The sequence below is a fragment of the Rossellomorea vietnamensis genome (assembly GCF_008180615.1).
GTDB lineage: Bacteria > Bacillota > Bacilli > Bacillales > Bacillaceae_B > Rossellomorea > Rossellomorea vietnamensis_D.
In genome coordinates, this window is record NZ_VTEH01000001.1 from 225,479 (window position 1) to 244,643 (window position 19,165).

Here is a 19,165-nt window from a genome sequence, read left to right on the forward strand (position 1 = left end):
AAATATTATGAATAATAAATATAACTGTTTCCGTTATATAGTATGATGGTTAAAGAAAAAAAGACTTCATTTATCAGGAGGGATCGCTATGTTACATAAAGGAGCCAGCGTATACGAAGAAAAACAATTCTTTGAAAGTTTCATGGCCAGAAGACAAAGAAAAGAAAGTCCCAACAATGCCATGGAAACTCCCGTCATTTTCGAGCTGATCGGGGATATTCATAATAAGGACATCCTTGATCTGGGGTGCGGGGATGGTTCATTCGGCAAAGAACTGCTTGCCCAAGGAGCAGGCTATTACACAGGTATTGACGGGTCAAAGAATATGGTGGAAAGAGCCATTTCTACGATCAATTCCAAAAAGGCTGCTGTCCGTTTGGGTGATCTCGAGAATCTGAATTTGAACCGGGCAGAGTACGATCTGATCACCTCAAGGATGGTTCTTCACTATATAGAAAACCCGAATTCTCTAGTGAAGGAGGTATATACAGGATTAAAACCGGGCGGCAAGTTCGTGTTCTCAGTCATGCATCCTGTCCTGACCTCCACTTTCGATCATTTCTCTGGAAAAGAAAAGCGGACCCACTGGGTAGTCGACAACTATTTTGAGTCTGGAAAAAGGGTAGAGGCATGGATGGATCATTCAGTCGTTAAATATCATCGTACACTCGAAGAATATTTCTCTCTTGTGCTTTCAGCTGGATTCATAATAAAAAATGTTAAGGAAGCTGCACCCAGGAGGGAACTTTTCCATAGTGAAGAGGAATATAAAAGAAGAACTCGAATACCGCTGATGCTTATCCTTGAACTTGTAAAGTGATTCTTTCTTGATCTAGAATTTTCCTCCTATATCCTATTCATTCAGTCTGCTTAAAGCACCTGCACCGCTTTCAGAAAAAAAGACATCTTATGTTTTGAAAGAGTTCTCGAGACCAATCTCAACCAAAGAAAATACAGGGGTGCAGTAAATTTTAAGGCTGCTTCCGGATTCATCCTTTCTTATTGGATGGCGGCGTTTAGTTTACCTGCTTAACAGGATGATTATGGTGAATTGAGGAAGTTCTATCCCCAAATCATGTTCTATAGCCTTTAAAAAGGCTTCCTTCCCTTCTCTGTTCATGGTTAAATAGAAATACCTCCAGTGTGAGGAATTTCTATAAGAGGTGAAAACAATGGCTAAAAGCAAGGCTAGAAAGAAACGGGAACATACGCTAAGGACAGAGGGCAGGGACGTGACGCGCCTTAGAGCTGCTGCTAGGGAGTTCAGTACCCATGAGAGGAAAACGATGACAAAAGATGAAAAGGCAAGGAAATTTCATACTAAACACAAGAAGCGCCATCTTCAGGATTCATACCGTGAAGATAGCGCTTCTTTATTTTATTATTTTATGAACAGCTGCCAGGAGCAGAATTTTTCACTTGTGATCCTGTTTCCCCTCTTAATAGGTCTCCGCCTGTAGAAGTAAGGATCTGATCTGTTACTGTGTTGGAAATCGTTGATGCTACTATCTGAAGCAAATCATTCACGTCCACTTGAGACTGTTTGAATTCTTGGACCACTGGAATTGCATCGATGTCATCTTCCAGTTTTTCAATTTTTGCTTCAACCATCTTTAACGCTTCTGCTTTACCATAGTGCTGGAAGTTGACTGCTTGTTTTTGCAAGCTTTTAATGCTGGCGATCATTTCCCGTACTTTTTGGTTTTCATGGATTTGCGCTTCTGCACGTTTGAAGAAATCCACTTCTTCCGTTTCAGCGATCATGTTTGCCAGATCAGCTGCTCTTTTCATAATATCGTCTTTTGTATATTTAGCCATATTATTTCACCTCTGCCGCTTCTTGAAATTCTGTGCCAATTCGGCCTTCCCCAACCATTTCACCGCTGAGAGACCAAGATTTCGCATCAGTTATCTTTACTTTTACGATTTTGCCGATGGCCGTTTTAGGAGCTTTAAAGTTTACCAGCTTGCTCCGGCGTGTATACCCCGCAAGGACTTCTGGGTTCTTTTTGCTTTCTCCTTCTACCAGCACTTCAACAATTCTGCCTTCGTAGTCTTTAAGTGCTTCTTTAGAATATTCATTGACCATCTGATTAAGGCGCTGAAGACGTTCTTTCTTGACTTCCATCGGAACATTGTCATTCATCTTTGCCGCAGGCGTGCCTTCTCTTGGAGAGTAGATATATGTGAAGGCCGATTCAAAACCGACTTCCCGGTATAGAGAAAGTGTTTCTTCGAATTGTTCATCCGTTTCATTCGGATACCCGACGATGATGTCTGTGGTCAGCGCAACATCCGGCATAGCCGCTTTGATTTTTCCTACGAGTTCCAGGAATCTTTCTCGAGTATATTTTCGTGCCATGATTTTCAAGACATCAGATGAACCGGATTGTACCGGCAGATGAATATGCTCGACAAGGTTCCCTTTTTTGGATAGAACCTCGATCAAATGATCATCAAAGTCCCGTGGATGGCTTGTTGTAAAGCGGATTCTCGGGATATCTATTTTCCGGAGTTCATCCATCAAATCACCAAGACCATAGTTTTCGAGGTCTTCTATGTCCTTGCCATAGGCATTGACATTCTGGCCAAGAAGAGTGACTTCCTGATAGCCCTGAGCAGCAAGATGCCGAACCTCCTGAATGATTTCTTCAGGTCTTCTGCTCCGCTCTTTTCCTCTAGTATAAGGAACAATGCAGTATGTGCAGAACTTATCACAGCCATACATGATGTTTACCCAGGCCTTAATGTTTCCGCGGCGTACTTTAGGAAGGTTTTCAATGACATCCCCTTCCTTTGACCATACTTCCACAACCATCGCTTTAGACATATAAGCATCCGATAGAATGTTTGGAAGGCGGTGGATATTGTGGGTGCCAAAGATCATATCCACCTGATGATAAGTTTTAAGGATCTTGTTGACGACCGATTCCTCTTGAGACATACACCCGCAAACACCGATAAGAAGCTCAGGCTTTTCACGTTTAAGATGCTTTAAGTGGCCAAGCTCGCCAAACACTTTGTTTTCAGCATTTTCACGGATCGCACAAGTATTAAGAAGGATGACATCAGCATCCTCAGTAGTATTTGTCGCTTCATAGCCCAGAGCCATGAAAATTCCTGCCATTACTTCTGTATCATGTTCATTCATTTGACAGCCGTAAGTGCGGATATAGAATTTTTTGTTGTTCCCCATCCCGCGGTACTTTTCATCGATCTTAAAATCATTATGATATTGTACAGATTCTTTCCCGCGCTTTTTGGCATCTTTCAGTGACGGGGGAATATAGACGCTTTGAAAGTACTTTGAATAATCTTTTTCGGTTTTTTTATTTGTAGGATCAGCCGCTTGCTGGCCAAGCTTTCGCTGTTCTTCATTCATCGAAAATGACTCCTTTCCTGCTCACCTGTGCCGGGGCTGTAGAATTCTGATACCCGCGGCACAAAAAAAGAACGACTCTATTATATAAATACTGATAGTTTTTCACAAAAGGATTGCACGTTAATCTAGTATAAAGCTTTTTCATCCTTGATACAATAGAAGCACACAGATGTTGCAAAATGTTCACTTTAGCACTTTAAAGTTCTAAGAGAGCTTATTTGTCACTCCTTAAAAAGCGTTAAATAGAAAAAAAGCATCACCGGATTAAAACGGTGATGCCCTTTTGATTGTCCTACTGTTCTTCTGGCAATGCTTCATAGAAATTTTCGAAAAGGAATTTCTTCACTTGTGATTCTGTATAGTGCTTCTGCAGTGCCTCTGTGAGATTTTCGTATTCACGGTAGCATGACAAACCTTCTACTGTCTGGGATATGCCATCGAAGTCAGAACCAAAGCCGACTTGGTTTTTACCGCCAAGTGAACAAGCATGGTCCAGGTGGTGAAGGATATCGGAAATTTCCGCATCCCCGTTTTGCTTAAGAAACTGAGGGACAAATGTTAAACCCATAACTCCATTCTTTTGGAATAGTGCCTTGATCTGTTCATCTTTTAGATTCCTTGGGTGGGAACATACACTGAAAGTATTTGAATGTGAAGCAATTGGGTATCTTGCAATTTCTATAGTGTCCCAGAATGAGCGTTCACATAGGTGGGAGACATCCGTCATAATGTTATGTTCATTCAGGAACTGAACTGTCTCCCTGCCAAACTTCGTCAGCCCCGCTGCTCTGGGCTCAAGTGCACCATCTGCTGCCGCATTTGCCCAATTCCATGTTAACCCGACAGCCCGGACCCCCAACTGATACAAAGTAAAGAGTTTGGTCAGGTCTTCCTCAATGGCTTCGCACCCTTCAAGGGTCAGCATTGCCCCTATCTCATCCTCTTCTAATCTTGCTATATCACTTTTACTCCGGATCATTTTCATCTTGGAATTTGGCTCAAGGATTTTTTCATGAAAAACCTCCACCATCTCCAGTGCAGCCTGGAACCGCTGGCCGGGTTTCAAATACGAAGGAAGGTAAATGGCGAACAGCTGAACCTTGCTTCCTGCTTGGAGCAGCTGAGGATAGGTTATATGTAAATCATCCCGACTTTGAAAGGACACATCCTCCCTGTAATGGTGAAGCTTTAACAATACATCACAATGAGCATCGAATATCATCTTAAAACCCCTCTCTTTTGTCTTCTGTTCAATAACACCTGTTAAATAAGACTTCATCCTCTAACATAATGCCCGGCTTTCCAGCGGGTCCCCTGCAGCCGCACACCTCATTGATCGCTATTTCCTAGTATCTTATTGAAATCGTTACTCTCCAAACTAGCCAGAGAGAGATATTTCTATTTTAATTCTATATTTATACTTCTGGACAATTTCCTAAACTCCTCTTGAGGATTTTCCTTCCGTCCTTGTGTGTAGATGGAAAGCCTCTTCCATCAAGAATTGGTGCGTCCTGCTGAAGAAGATGTTTTTCACAAAATTACGATAACAATCAGCACTTATCCAATTGAAAAATACCCACAAAAAAGAGGCTGTCCCATTCAGGTTTATAGGGACAGCCTCGAATTAGTTAACGAGGTTCAATAATCAACTTGATAGCCGTGCGCTCTTCTCCATCAATCAGGATATCAGTGAAAGCAGGAATACATATTAGGTCTACCCCGCTTGGAGCGACAAAACCGCGGGCAATGGCAACAGCTTTGACTGCCTGATTAAGGGCGCCTGCCCCTATGGCTTGAATTTCTGCTGCTCCTCTCTCACGAAGAACTCCGGCAAGTGCACCAGCTACAGAATTAGGATTAGATTTTGCTGAAACTTTTAATATTTCCATTTCTTTTCCTCCTTGTCATTTCCCCATACCGAATGTTCAAAGCACAGAACAACCTGGTATAAACGATTCCACTGCTACTATATTCAGCAATTCGTGAAATCATTCCCGCTTGGCCTAAAAAAGCGGATAACAAAGGACTCCAGCTTTCAGAAATGGTGGACATCCACAATCAGGAAATTCGTTAAGAAGTTTTGGGATTTATCAACTCAGCTGCCGATTCTTACTTGAAATTGTCTATGGTTTGTCCAAATAAATAAAAAAAGCAAAAGAGCCATTTGCCCTTTTGCTTTCAGCTTATTCTGACAGGAAAGGATGATCATCATTGATCAAAATCCGATCGATGCTCTTTGCCTTTCCTGTTTTCTCATTAATTTCGATAATGACCCCGCTCAATAACTTTCTGCCTGTGCTTGGTACCTCGAAACGAACAGGCAGAGAGGTCCTGAACTTAGTAATGACAGAATCTTTATTCATCCCAAGAATCTCATCATAGGGACCTGTCATGCCTACATCAGCTATGAAGGCTGTTCCATTAGGAAGGACGCGGTTGTCCGCTGTCTGTATATGCGTATGGGTACCCACAACGGCTGAGACCTTTCCATCCAGAAACCAGCCCATTGCCTGCTTTTCACTTGTCGCTTCAGCATGGAAGTCGACAAAAACAAATGGTGTCCTTTCTTTTGCCTCGGCGACAAGCTCTTCCGCAGCTTCAAAAGGACAATCCAATGCAGGCATGAAGGTTCTGCCCTGCAAGTTGATGACCGCTGTCTCAAAGCCGTTGATGTTAATAAACGTCAATCCGCTTCCTGGTGTGCCTTTCGGATAGTTGGCAGGCCTCACCATTAACTTAGTATTATCAATAAAATCAAAAATTTCTTTGTTGTCCCAAGTATGGTTACCCATCGTGATGATGTTGGCACCATCATTTAAAAAACGTTTGTATATTTTTTCTGTTATTCCTCTTCCACCTGCTGCATTTTCACCATTCACGATCGTGACAGAAGGACGGTATTTCGCCTTAAGCTTAGGAAGATATTCCGAGACCATTTCTCGGCCTAGAGAACCGACTACATCTCCAATAAATAAGATATTCATTTGCAAACCCTTTCTGCTTCAACATTTCTTACATTTTATCACAGCCAGCACAAATCTCATACTGCTCCACTTTTACACGCTAATAAAGACATGCTTTAAAGCAATAATGCGCCTTGACAGCCATAGAAAAAGCGGTGTGAAAATCACACCGCTTTATTTTGCGTATTCTACAGCTCTTGTTTCCCGTATGACGGTAACCTTGATATGGCCTGGATAATCCAGTTCCTCTTCAATCCGTTTCCGGATGTCACGCGCCAGACGATGAGCTTCCAAATCATCAATCGATTCTGGTTTAACCATGATACGTACTTCCCTGCCCGCTTGGATTGCGAATGACTTCTCAACACCCTCATAGGATTCTGAGATGTCTTCCAGCTTCTCTAAGCGGCGGATGTAGTTCTCAAGCGTTTCACTCCTGGCACCCGGCCTTGCAGCTGAAAGTGCATCAGCAGCCGCCACAAGTACTGAAATGACAGACGTTGGTTCCGTATCACCATGATGGGATGCGATACTGTTAATGACCACTGGGTGTTCTTTATACTTCCCAGCCAGTTCAACACCGATTTCCACATGGCTTCCTTCTACTTCATGGTCAATCGCTTTACCGATATCATGCAGAAGACCTGCACGGCGGGCAAGCGTAACATCCTCACCCAGTTCGGCAGCGAGCAGACCTGAAAGGTACGCCACTTCCGTTGAGTGCTTCAGGACGTTTTGACCATAGCTTGTACGGAATTTCAATCTTCCAAGAATCTTAATTAAATCTGGATGGAGCCCGTGAACTCCAACATCGAATGTTGTCTGTTCACCTATTTCACGAATATGCTCATCCACTTCCCGTCTTGCCTTATCGACCATTTCCTCGATTCGGGCTGGATGGATCCGTCCGTCCTGTACCAATTTTTCAAGTGCAATTCTCGCAGTTTCGCGGCGAATTGGATCAAAACCGGATAAGATAACCGCCTCTGGAGTATCGTCAATAATCAAATCAATTCCAGTAAGCGTTTCTAATGTACGAATATTACGTCCTTCACGACCGATGATTCGACCTTTCATCTCATCATTCGGAAGGTTTACAACAGATACCGTTGTTTCTGCAACATGTTCTGCTGCACAACGCTGGATTGCAAGTGAAAGAATCTCTTTCGCTTTCTTATCAGAGTCTTCCTTTGCACGTGTTTCATGCTCTCTGATCATCAAGGCAAGGTCATGAGAAAGTTCATTCTCAGTACGGTCAAGAATGATCGCTTTTGCCTCATCACGCGTAAGTGCAGAGATGCGTTCCAGTTCGGTTTGCTGTAATCGTATCATCTCGTCCACTTTGCTTTCCATCTCTTCAATATGTTGTTGTCTTCCATTCAGAGTATCCTCTTTTCGTTCAAGCTGAGATTCCCGCTTATCGAGTGACTCATCTTTGCGATCAAGGTTCTCTTCTTTTTGCATTAAACGATTTTCCTGCTTTTGCAATTCATTTCTTCGTTCACGAAGGTCATTTTCCATATCAGTACGAAGCTTATGATTTTCATCCTTTGCTTCTAAGAGCTTTTCCTTCTTCAGAGCCTCGGCCTCGCGCTTAGCATCTTCAAGAATCTGCTCTGCGGAACCTTTAGCTCCAGCAATTTTTGCCTCAGCAATGGATTTACGAATAAAGTATCCAACAACTACACCGACGATTAGGCCAAGCAAAATGGAGATGATTGTAATGGGTTCCATCATTTCACCTCCCCTTGCTATGAACTTTAGTCATGTCTTTTTTACATGTCGGCTGGTACATTGTTCCAAAGGTTTCAATATACAGCGCTAGGCTTTCAAATATTAACATTCGAAAATTTGTAAAATATACATGTTAATTTTAAATCTCAGAATATTCATTGTCAAGGGGGTGAGACCTTTCCCCCTTGATTCTATGGATAATTTCGTTAAAAAGTGATAAAAAACACCTTATTTTGTAATTAGTCCACTAACTTTTCATGATACGGCTCCAGGATAGTGGTTGATTTTTATACCAGATACAATTCCTCTTTACAGACGCGCGGAACCAGCATCGCCTTTATAAAAGGCTGTTTTCACATATATTGCTGCTTGGGGAGATCCCCTGATACTAAGAGTTTTATCTCTATTCGGGCAAGAGCAGCTCTTTTCTTTTCAAAATCACCGTATTTTTACTTCTTAAATTAGATATTTCTTCAGAATTATTATCTAATAACAACAAATTTTCCGAAAAGACCCTTATAAAAAGAGGAAGTGCCCAGTCTTCTTTGGAATCAAGGGCTATTTAACGAGAAAGGACGCTTAATTGTCACAACAATTTTAAAAAGGAAGCAGGGAGACCGGCTCCCTGCTTCCTTGAAAGTCTTATTGATCTAATAACAATTCGTCCTGTCCTTCTTCAGTTTCTGCTTTGCCTGTATCCAGACCATAGTGGTCGCGGATTTTAATCATGATTTCATTGCGGATTTCAGGGTTTTCTTTCAAGAAAATCTTCGCATTTTCACGCCCCTGGCCAAGGCGCTCTTCATTATATGAGTACCAGGCACCGCTTTTTTGAACGATGTCCAGTTCTGACCCCATATCAATGATCTCGCCTTCCCTGGAAATCCCTTGTCCGTACATAATATCAACTTCAGCTACCCTGAAAGGAGGAGCTACTTTATTTTTAACAACTTTGACTTTCGTTTTGTTACCGACCATTTCGTTTCCTTGCTTCAACGCTTCCGCACGACGCACCTCAAGACGGACAGAGGAATAGAATTTCAGCGCACGTCCACCAGGTGTCGTTTCAGGGTTACCAAACATAACTCCGACTTTCTCACGGATCTGGTTAATGAAAATTGCAATGGTTTTCGATTTATTGATCGCTCCAGACAGCTTCCTCAAAGCCTGGGACATCAAACGGGCTTGAAGACCAACGTGCGAGTCCCCCATTTCGCCTTCAATCTCCGCTTTAGGAACAAGCGCTGCGACAGAGTCAATGACAAGGATATCCACAGCGCCGCTTCGTACAAGAGCTTCTGCGATTTCCAATGCCTGCTCTCCTGTATCGGGCTGTGAGAGGAGAAGTTCATCAATGTTAACACCAAGTTTTTGAGCATAGACAGGGTCAAGAGCATGCTCAGCATCTATGAATGCCGCCTGTCCTCCCTGTGCTTGTACTTCAGCAATTGCATGAAGGGCCACAGTTGTCTTACCAGAAGATTCCGGACCGTACGTTTCAATGATTCTTCCGCGCGGATATCCTCCTACTCCAAGTGCAACATCCAAGGCTAGTGAACCACTTGGGATTGTTACTATGTTTCGATCTGTTTGTTCTCCCAGCTTCATGATTGAACCTTTACCGAATTGTTTCTCAATTTGTTTAAGTGCCATATCCAAGGCAGCTTGACGATCGCTCACAAATATTTCCTCCTTTTAATCTCTTACATATATAGAAAGACAAAATAGCAATTTATCAATTGCTTGTCTCATTTCAACAACCTATCTCTACTATAAACCTTTTTCGTTAATTTAACAAGAGAAAAATCGAACATTCATTCGGTTTTTTTCTCCGTACAATTATCCGCACTTTATATAATTCCTATGAAGAAATTATCGTTTTAACGTTTTCTGCAGGGAGAAAATTATATTTTCAGCTCAAAAACTGATTTAATTGTATTCCCTGCTTTCAACCCTGTCTGGTCATTTATACCTTAGGGTGCGGGCTGATTACAGAGAAGATCCAGAGGCTTTAGGTGCATTCAAACCTGCCTGGACTGAATATCACTGCGGGCAGACAAAAAGCCGGCAGGAGAGCCTGCCGGCCAGCAACTTATGACTTTCCCTCTCCTCTTAGCTCTTTCAAAAGGAAGTAACTTCCGTATTTAACTGTCCGCGCACGGTTGCCATTTCGCGTGCCGGCAAGATTTAATAAAAAAGTTTTGGTGTTTCTGTCTCTTCGGGAAATACCTATCCAGATCGTGCCTTCATCCTTCCCTTCATGAGGTCCCGGACCTGCAGCTCCTGTAAAACTGATTCCGATGTCAGAATCGAATTTCTCCCTGACATTTTCAGCAAGTTCTTTAGCACAAGGTTCACTGACGGTCCCATGTATACTGATCGTGTTGGGAGAAACATCAAGAAGTTCCTTTTTTATCTCAGGAGAGTAACAAACTATGCCGCCTTTCAGAACGGATCCAGCCCCTGAGATGGAAGTCATCTGGGATTGAAATAATCCTCCTGTCAAACTTTCGGCACAAGCAATGGTTAACTCTTGCTTCTTCAGTTCTTTCGACATCTCATCCATCAGGGTTGTGTCATCATATCCATAAAAATACGGTCTGACCCTTTTGAGGATTTGGGTTTCCATTTCATCCAGCATGTTTTCTGCCTTCTCTTTTGAAACGTCTTTAGCCGTCAATCTAAGAGTTACTTCTCCGTCGGAAGCAAGAGGAGCAACTGTAGGGTTTGTTTGAGCATCAATAAGATCCATCATTTCTGTTTCCAGTTCCGCTTCGCCTATGCCAAAAAACCGAAGAACCCTGGAAGAAATGGTCTCTTTTCTGCCCAGCGCTTCTTCTATTTGGGGCCTTCCGTATTTTTTGAACATCGGAATCATCTCAGAAGGAGGACCGGGAAGGAGCATATATTGACGAGATTCATGAATCAGGAACATTCCTGGCGCCATTCCCTGTTCATTCTTCAGCACATTAGAACCCTTTAAAACATGGGCCTGCTTTTCATTGTTAGGTGTCATTTCCCTTTGTACCCTTATAAAGTAATCCTTGATGAATTTTAAAGCCTCTTCATCTTTTTCAAGAGAGGTATTTAAGTGGCCAGCTATTGTTTCTTTCGTCAAATCGTCCTTGGTGGGGCCAAGCCCTCCTGTAAAGATGATTAATTGAGCACGCGATTCTGCAGTCTTTACAGCATTTTTAAGCCGGTCGGGGTTATCTCCCACAACTGTATGATAATATACATTCACACCTATTTCTGCCAGCTGTTCTGAAAGGAATTTCGCATTGGAATTTACTATTTGCCCTAAAAGTAATTCAGAACCTACAGCAATGATTTCTGCGTTCATAATTTTATCCCCTTTATCTCTAGCTTGATTTATTTCACTATAAGAATTATAGGCTTTTTGAAATGATTCCACAAAAAAGAAGTCCTAAACCTCTGAGCAAACCAGGAAAGGACTTCTATTTACTGAATTATTTAGAATTGAGAAATGCCTGGCGGTTCTTGTAAAAGTATTCCCAGCCAGACCAAATTGTTATGAGCATCGCGATCCATAAAGTGATCGTGTCAAATGGAATCGAAACAGCTTCAAAGATGATGTTATGAAGCAGCAATGATGAGATGGCGATGATCTGAGCCCACGTTTTGATTTTTCCCAGCGTATTAGCGGCAACTACTTCGCCTGTGCCTGCCAATACCAGCCTTAATCCCGTAACGGCAAATTCCCTGCTTATGATGATGATAACAATCCAAGAAGGAGCAAATCCCATTTCAACTAAAACGATTAAAGCTGCAGATACGAGCAATTTATCTGCAAGCGGATCAAGGAATTTCCCTAGATTCGTGACAAGATCCAATTTCCTGGCATAGTAGCCGTCGATCCAATCTGTTGTGGAGGCTATGATGAACAACAGCCCTCCAGCAAAGTGGTTCACAGGCATTTCAGTGCCCAATAGTGAAATGTTTCCCCAATCGAAGGGGTATAGCATGATGATCATAAATAGCGGGATTAAGATAATCCTCGATACCGTAATTTTATTTGGCAAGTTCACTCTTTCTACCTCCTTGAATCATAACAAAACAGAATAGCCACAGAGGTGGCTATTCTTGTGCAGAACGCCTGATGATGATGTCCTGCCTGACAACTTCCGATGCTGATACCTCATAATTAATCTGTTCGTCGTTCACTTTAATTGTCGCCGCAGGAGCATTCCCGACAATGATGAAAGCTTCACCGTCTTCTGAAAGATCGAAGGATTCACTGTCCCCGTTTTTCATCATTTGGGAAAAAAGCTGTTCATCTTTGGAATTATAAACGCCTATCCAAGTATCTCCGCTGGCCGCAATGTTTAAATTGAAGTTCTCTGCATTTTTCAAATCGTAAGTCGTTTCTTTTCCGCTTACTTTCGCAACAGTAATTTCCTGAGATGGCTGCTCGGCTGGTTCTTCTGCATCTTCTTCGTTTTCTTCATTTTCTTCTGAATCCGTTCCTTCTTCAGAACTGCCGGCAGAATCACCGGATTCAGCCGTTTCTTCGTCCTCATCCTCAGGCTGCTGAACCTCCGGAGACTCGGAGTAATCTACGGACTCTTCCTGGTCATTTCCTGTACCAGCATTATCATTGCCAAATGTGTTCGGCAGCAAATACCATACCACAAAAACCGCTCCAATAACAAAAAGAGCCACAAGAATCTTCGGAATGATGTTCAGAACTTTCGATGAACTTTCAGACACCGGTTTTCTCGACTGCACCCTTGAAAGTTCAGGAAGATCTCCTGCATTGGTAACGGGTATATCATTTGGATATTCTTCAAATATCCTTTCAGGATCCAAGCCGACAGCTTCGGCATATTGCTTGATAAAGGCCCTGACATAAAACTTGCCGGGCATCATTTCATAATTTCCTTCTTCAATTCCCATTAGATAGCGTTTCTGGATCTTCGTCATGTTCTGCAAATCGTCCAGGGAATATCCATTAGCTTCACGAGCTTCTCTGAGTCGTGTTCCTAGTTCAGTCAAAACAAACACCTGCCAATTTTAAAAATCGAATCCCCCAAAATCTGAGTCTTGGAAGAAGTTGTTCTTTTCTACCAAATCATATGTAATCTCTTCGTCAGGGTCATTTCGAAGTTCAATGATATAGTCAAAATCATCCAGAGAGTACTCAGAGTTCTGTACAAATATATCTGGATGCTCAATTACTTTTACAGCGGAAAGGCGCATAATCTCTCTAACGAGCTGCCAATGCCGTTCATTCGCTCTTCTGGTCGAAACAATTCCGTCAATCAGAAAAATATTTTCGGAAGAATATTCATCATCAATTAACTGGCTGCGTATGGTTTGTTTCAACAATGTGGATGAAACAAAGAGCCACTTCTTATTGGCACACACGGAAGAAGCCACTACCGATTCCGTTTTTCCAACACGCGGCATCCCTCTGATCCCAACAAGTTTATGGCCTTCCTGCTTAAAGAGTTCAGCCATGAAATCCACCAGCAGTCCCAATTCGTCCCTGATGAACCTGAATGTTTTTTTATCATCTGCATCTCTTTGAATGTACCTTCCATGCCTGACAGCAAGGCGGTCCCTTAATTTAGGTTCCCTTAACTTTGTTACATTTATCGTATCCATTGTCTGCAAAATCGATTCAAGCCTCGTAATCTGCTCATCGCTGTTAGCGAGAAGCAGCATCCCTCTTCTGCCTTCGTCCACACCATTAATAGTCACAATGTTAATTGAAAGCATACCAAGCAATGAAGAAATGTCACCAAGGAGTCCTGGACGGTTTATTTGAATTTCATATTCCAAATACCATTCTTTTCGTTCCATAAGATCCCTCCGAAATTAAAGTGACAATTGTCCAACAGCAAATTTCTACATTTTTCCCGACAATTAGAGAATTTAAGTCATCTATCGTATAACTTCTATAATATATGATTTTCCCTAGTTAGAAAAGGAAAACCTTACATTACAGCCTAATATTTCATCATTTCTTACTATTCTTACCCCTATAGACCTATCCTGAATCATTTTCTAAACAAATCTGCGTTATTGGCATCGCTTTCATTAACCATGATGTTTTAGCTCCTGATTTTCTTATTAAGCTATCTCCGTAGTTTTGTTTTGGATAAGGACTATCAATAAGGAGAGCGAAGCGGCGTTTTCAACATGGGGGATACTCTTTTAAAACAGCAGCTTTTAATCCCCCAGCGGGACTTTCTTTACTGGTTGCCGGGATCATTCTGGGAGAAACAAATAAAAAAAGAGAGGAATTGCTTCCCCTCTTAGCGAGTGCCGTCATTCTTTACAAGTTTGACCATCATGTTGGCAATTGCATGCTGCTCTTCAGTAGATGCAACAGACCATAAGTCAGCAAGGACACGCTCCTGGTCGTTTTTCGCTTCTACCTGATTTGCCAAATAGTCTCCCACTTGAAAAGCAAGGTCTGAAACGACTTCACCTTGAACGCCTTCACTTTGTGCTTGATGCAAACGGTCACCCAAAAAGTTTTTCCAATCCTGCCAGTTATCCAATACAGACATACGTGGAGCCTCCTTAGAAGTCATGCTTTGATTCAGGCCTCATTCTGCAGATCAAAGGCCCTGCATTTCTTTAAGAAATACAACCTTAGTTTGCATCTTCACTAAGAAAATATTCATGGGCTTTCAGAAATTCTCAAGGCCGTTTGCCAAGTCACGTATACCAGCCTCCATTGACTGAAAGCACTTGTCCTGTAATGTAAGAAGATTTAGCCGAAAGCAAAAAATCAATAGTGTCTGCCACTTCGGAAGGCTCTGCCATTCTGCCCATAGGGATTTCATCAACAATTTCAGAAATTTCTTCTGTTGAAAAACTGGTCATCATGTTTGTCTTTACAGCTCCCGGTGCAACCGCATTCACTCTAACACTGTTTCTGGCCAGTTCTTTGCTCAAAGATTTCACAAACGCAATTTGAGCACCTTTTACTGAGGAATATAACACTTCACAAGCAGCTCCTGTCTGACCCCAAATCGAGCTGACAATGACTGCATTCCCGATAGGACTCTGTAACAATTTCGGAAGCAGACCCTGCATGATTTTCATCAATGATTTAACATGAAGATTCCACATGCTTTCCATTTGTTCATCTGAGATATCTTGAAACAATCCATACAGAGGTGTCCCGCTCGTATAGATGACCGCATCTACATGGAATATCTGTGAGAGAAGATTTTCTGCACCGCTTTCTGATGAAAGATCTGCTTTCACTGGTATATACTCACCCTGAAACTCACTAATTTCCCCAAGAAGTTCCTCAACTGCCATTTGATTAGAATGAAAATGAAGATATAAATTCCATCCTTTTTCGGCTAATGTGAGGGCTGTTTGTCTGCCGATCCCTCCTGAGGACCCTGTAATTAAAGCAAACTTTTTCATAAGTCTCCTGACCCCCTTTTGGAGATTTTTATACATTTTATGTAAGATTGTTTTTACCATAAGTTATTGCTTTTGCTTTCGAATGTCCCATGGATACTGAGACCTCTCTATAAATCGGAAAAGCTGCCCTATTCTTACCTGCTAGGATAGTTTAGGACACAATGCCGTTTTCTTTGCTGTTTTCATATTACGGGTTCTGTTACCGATTGAACAAATTTACCAGCAAGAATACCGGTAAATCATCAAAAACGAGTGCAAAATCAATGCAATTCAACACTCATTTTGGTGTTTTTTTTTAATTTTGAAATACTAAGTGCACCCTAAATAGCGAATGACAGAACTTTTTGTTCTTCAAATTTGTCGCACAATCTCCTATACACTTTTAATCCCATATAAATATGAAGGAGATTTGTTAATTCTAAAAAATCCAGCAATGACTTGATTGGAACGGAAGGTGCGTGACCTCCTGCGGGACTAGCGTGCGTCTAGTTCCAGCACCTAGCCCCTCGGGGTCAAATAACCCCAAGAGATAAAAAGGAAGACCGCCTTTTTTTCTCTTGAGAACATTTGCCTGTCGGGGCTGACCAAGGTGCTTCCACTTTTGAAGACAGGTGAGACCCCACAATCCAGTTCCAGCGCCCAGCCCCTCAGGGTCAAATAACCTCAAGAGAATAAAAGGAAAGACCACCTTTTTTTCTCTTGAGAACATTTGCCTGTCGGGTCTGACCAAGGCGCTTCCACTTTTTATACAGGCAAAGTCGAGGAGGCTCACCGCACGCCCCGCGGAGTCACGCACCTGGAGTGGAAATCAGTAGACATTGTTTTTTTGTACTTCAAACTAAGAGTTTTATTTCTACAGGGGGAGAGTAGCTCTTTTCTTTTCGCTGTCCCTAGATTTTACCTCTCTTGATATGGTTAATCGTTAGGAATCAGCATCAAATAGCAACAAAGTTTACGAAGATAGCTTTCAAAAAAATTATAGCATTAAAATTCATGAAGGACCCTTATGAAAAACCCAGCAGGAACTGAGGTTTTGATCCCTCAATTTCTGCCGGGCTTTTTCTTTCTGTTTATTTTTCTTTAGGAAGCACCTGACAGACTGTGAACCTTTTTTCGTCAAAAAACTCTGACACCACTGAGTTGATATCGTCAAAGGTGATCGTTTCTAGTGTAGGCACGACATCAAATAAGTCCATTTCATTGAACGCATAGCGAGTGAATTGATTGGCTATATACTCAGGTGAATTGATTGCCCTTAAGAAAGCTCCGATTTTTTTCTTTTTCGTCCGCTCCAAAGCTTCTTCTGTAAGGGTCTTCCCGTCCTTTGCATTTAAGAGGATTTCAGTGATTCGATCTGCCATCTCATCGGGTTTCTCTGTGTCACCTCCGAGAATCGCAAAGCCAAATCCTTTTTCCTGAGTGAAGTCATAATGAAATGTTTCATCAATAAGACCATCATTATATAATGAGAAGTAATTCTCTGAGCTTTTGCCGAATAACATATCCAATGCAATATTCATGGAAAGCTCGTGTTTAAGCATTTCGCTTCCCTGCTGTTCTGTATTGACGGCTTTGACACCCACGAGGCACTTCGGTGTCTGGACATTCATATGAAGGACCTGTTTCTTTTCAGCAGCCTCCACCGGTTCATCTTCGAAACGGCGTTTAATTTCGTCCATTTCTTTGTAGTCTTTTTTACTTTGGTTTTCCCTGACCTGCTTGATGATTTTTTCAGGTTCTACAGCGCCCACTATGAACATGAGCATGTTGCTTGGGTGATAAAATGTTTCATAGCATTGATAAAGCATATCCTTGGTAATATGTGAGATGGATTCAATAGTCCCTGCTATATCAATTTTCACAGGATGATTCTGATACATATTTTGGATGACACCAAAGTACAAACGCCAGTCAGCATTGTCGTCATACATTGTAATTTCCTGGCCGATGATTCCTTTTTCTTTCTCAACTGTACTTTCAGTGAAGTAAGGTGCTTGAACAAAGTCAATCAAAGTTTCCAGATTTTTCTCCACTTCAGAAGTGGAAGAAAAAAGGTAGGCAGTCCTTGTAAAGGAGGTGAATGCATTGGCGGAAGCTCCCTGCTTACTGAACTTCTGGAATACATCTTCATCTTCCTTTTCAAAAAGCTTATGCTCCAGGAAATGGGCGATTCCGTCTGGCACTTTTGAAAATTCAGTACTTCCTTTAGGGACAAAATGATTGTCTATCGATCCGTACTTGGTTGTAAAAGTAGCGTACGTTTTATTGAATCCCTTTTTCGGCAGTACATATACCTGAAGTCCATTATCCATCTTCTCAAAAAATAATTCTTCCTGCAGCTGATCGAATGAGATTTTTTCCATCATTCATCCCTCCATTCCTGTAAGAAAATAGATGGTATCCATATTGACTTTTTGGGCAACAGTGGTGATTTCTTCTTTTGTAACCTTCTCTATACTCTCCAGCCAATGATCAAGCTCTATTCTCTGACCTGAAACCACATTGTGGTAAAGGATTTCCACGAGGCCCCTTGGAGTGTCGATGGTTTCAAGAAGCTGATTCCTAATCACCGCTTTAGTCTGCTGAATTTCTCCTTCTGTGAAGTCACCATTTTTCATTGCCTGCATTTGTTCTTTGATGATGGTCACTGCCTGGTCATAATTCTTGCCATCGATCCCCGACATCACCATCATCAACCCTTTATGGCTTTCCAGTCTGCTCGCAGCATAGTAGGCAAGGCTTGCTTTCTCACGCACGTTAATGAATAACTTGGAATGTGAAAATCCTCCAAAAACTCCATTGAACACCTGCAGTGCCCAATAGTCATCCGCTCCATAAGCTACATTCGTTCTATAACCAATGTTCAACTTGCCTTGCTTAACATCATGTTTTTCAATCACTTCATTAACTTCATGGGAAGAAGCAGAGTTGGCACTGCTGATGAATTGGACATCCCTATTCTGTAAAGAAAAAATCTCTTCACACATTTTTTCAGCTTCCTCTGCGTCGACGTCCCCTATTATATATAGATCAATTTCATCATTTTGAATTGCTTCCCGATAATACTTATAAAGGCTTTCAGCCGAAGTTTTATCGACTTCCTCGAGAATACCATTGGGATGAAGGGAATATGGTTCATTCTTGCACATTTCCTCCACAAGACGGGAATTCGCATATCTCATCTTGTCGTCAAAAACAGACTGAATCCTCACCTTTTGGTTTTTCTTCTCTTTTTCTACTGTTTCTGTATGAAAAGAGTCACCAGAAATATTGGGATCCAATACTACATCTGCAAGAAATTGAAGCCCCTTTTTCAGCAGGGGTTCAGCATCCTTCAGGAATTTTTCATTCGCCACCTCGACGGAAAAGCTCATCACATGATATTCGCCTTTTTTAGCCAGGTCTACAAAAAAATTCGCTCCATACAATTCATCAAGATAAGAGCGGAGTGCTGTCGTACTTGGATATTTCTTAGCACTGCTTTGCAGCACGTGGGGAAGGAGTCCCCTCGGCGTCACTTCCTCTGCTTTTAAAGGAGATTTCATTCTCCAAACAAGGGTGTTTGTCTTATATTTATCAGTCCGGACAATATGTAACGAATAACCACTTTTCGTTTTGACCACTTCATTGACTATAGACATTAGCCATCCTCCTTTTGCTGACAAAATCCTTT

Annotated in this window: 16 protein-coding genes; 1 reads left to right on the plus strand and 15 read right to left on the minus strand. The window is 41.9% G+C overall.

The window, feature by feature from the left end:
* The first annotated feature begins 88 nt into the window (after positions 1 to 88).
* Positions 89 to 820 carry a class I SAM-dependent DNA methyltransferase gene (locus FZC79_RS01130; RefSeq protein ID WP_148945063.1) on the plus strand — a complete coding sequence of 244 codons (732 nt, stop codon included), beginning with the start codon at positions 89 to 91 and terminating at the stop codon, positions 818 to 820.
* 566 nt (positions 821 to 1,386) lie between these two features.
* Here the strand turns inward: FZC79_RS01130 and FZC79_RS01135 are convergent.
* The 15 genes from FZC79_RS01135 to yfmF form a co-directional block, all read right to left on the minus strand.
* Positions 1,387 to 1,818: a RicAFT regulatory complex protein RicA family protein gene (locus FZC79_RS01135; protein ID WP_113929965.1), complete on the minus strand. Its 432-nt coding sequence runs from the start codon at positions 1,816 to 1,818 to the stop codon at positions 1,387 to 1,389.
* A gap of 1 nt (position 1,819) precedes the next feature.
* A complete protein-coding gene (gene miaB / locus FZC79_RS01140) occupies positions 1,820 to 3,382 on the minus strand; it encodes a tRNA (N6-isopentenyl adenosine(37)-C2)-methylthiotransferase MiaB (RefSeq protein WP_148945064.1) in 1,563 nt (520 codons plus the stop codon).
* Positions 3,383 to 3,674: 292 nt separating this feature from the next.
* Entirely contained in the window at positions 3,675 to 4,604 is a 930-nt protein-coding gene (locus tag FZC79_RS01145) for a dipeptidase (RefSeq protein ID WP_148945065.1), read from the minus strand.
* Positions 4,605 to 5,010: 406 nt separating this feature from the next.
* Entirely contained in the window at positions 5,011 to 5,271 is a 261-nt protein-coding gene (gene spoVS, locus FZC79_RS01150) for a stage V sporulation protein SpoVS (protein ID WP_029281188.1), read from the minus strand.
* A 294-nt stretch (positions 5,272 to 5,565) separates the two neighbouring features.
* Entirely contained in the window at positions 5,566 to 6,366 is an 801-nt protein-coding gene (locus tag FZC79_RS01155; RefSeq protein ID WP_148945066.1) for a TIGR00282 family metallophosphoesterase, read from the minus strand.
* Positions 6,367 to 6,519: 153 nt separating this feature from the next.
* The gene (rny, locus tag FZC79_RS01160; RefSeq protein WP_113929961.1) at positions 6,520 to 8,079 is read right to left on the minus strand and encodes a ribonuclease Y; all 1,560 of its coding nucleotides are present in this window, start codon (positions 8,077 to 8,079) and stop codon (positions 6,520 to 6,522) included.
* Positions 8,080 to 8,721: 642 nt separating this feature from the next.
* Entirely contained in the window at positions 8,722 to 9,759 is a 1,038-nt protein-coding gene (gene recA / locus FZC79_RS01165; protein WP_148945067.1) for a recombinase RecA, read from the minus strand.
* A gap of 412 nt (positions 9,760 to 10,171) precedes the next feature.
* Entirely contained in the window at positions 10,172 to 11,422 is a 1,251-nt protein-coding gene (locus FZC79_RS01170; protein WP_148945068.1) for a competence/damage-inducible protein A, read from the minus strand.
* A gap of 127 nt (positions 11,423 to 11,549) precedes the next feature.
* Positions 11,550 to 12,128: a CDP-diacylglycerol--glycerol-3-phosphate 3-phosphatidyltransferase gene (pgsA, locus tag FZC79_RS01175; RefSeq protein ID WP_148945069.1), complete on the minus strand. Its 579-nt coding sequence runs from the start codon at positions 12,126 to 12,128 to the stop codon at positions 11,550 to 11,552.
* Between the two features lie 49 nt (positions 12,129 to 12,177).
* Positions 12,178 to 13,095 (minus strand): helix-turn-helix domain-containing protein, encoded by a 918-nt coding sequence (locus tag FZC79_RS01180; protein WP_187442605.1) that lies wholly within the window; start codon positions 13,093 to 13,095, stop codon positions 12,178 to 12,180.
* Positions 13,096 to 13,113: 18 nt separating this feature from the next.
* Positions 13,114 to 13,905, minus strand: coding sequence for a DUF3388 domain-containing protein (locus FZC79_RS01185; protein WP_148940102.1), 792 nt, complete (start codon positions 13,903 to 13,905; stop codon positions 13,114 to 13,116).
* A gap of 455 nt (positions 13,906 to 14,360) precedes the next feature.
* Positions 14,361 to 14,618, minus strand: a complete 258-nt coding sequence (locus FZC79_RS01190) for a DUF3243 domain-containing protein (RefSeq protein ID WP_148945071.1) — start codon at positions 14,616 to 14,618, stop codon at positions 14,361 to 14,363.
* A gap of 151 nt (positions 14,619 to 14,769) precedes the next feature.
* A complete protein-coding gene (gene ymfI / locus FZC79_RS01195) occupies positions 14,770 to 15,492 on the minus strand; it encodes an elongation factor P 5-aminopentanone reductase (protein WP_148945072.1) in 723 nt (240 codons plus the stop codon).
* A 1,070-nt stretch (positions 15,493 to 16,562) separates the two neighbouring features.
* A complete protein-coding gene (yfmH, locus tag FZC79_RS01210; RefSeq protein ID WP_148945074.1) occupies positions 16,563 to 17,855 on the minus strand; it encodes an EF-P 5-aminopentanol modification-associated protein YfmH in 1,293 nt (430 codons plus the stop codon).
* A gap of 3 nt (positions 17,856 to 17,858) precedes the next feature.
* Positions 17,859 to 19,133, minus strand: a complete 1,275-nt coding sequence (gene yfmF / locus FZC79_RS01215; protein WP_148945075.1) for an EF-P 5-aminopentanol modification-associated protein YfmF — start codon at positions 19,131 to 19,133, stop codon at positions 17,859 to 17,861.
* Positions 19,134 to 19,165: the final 32 nt, after the last annotated feature.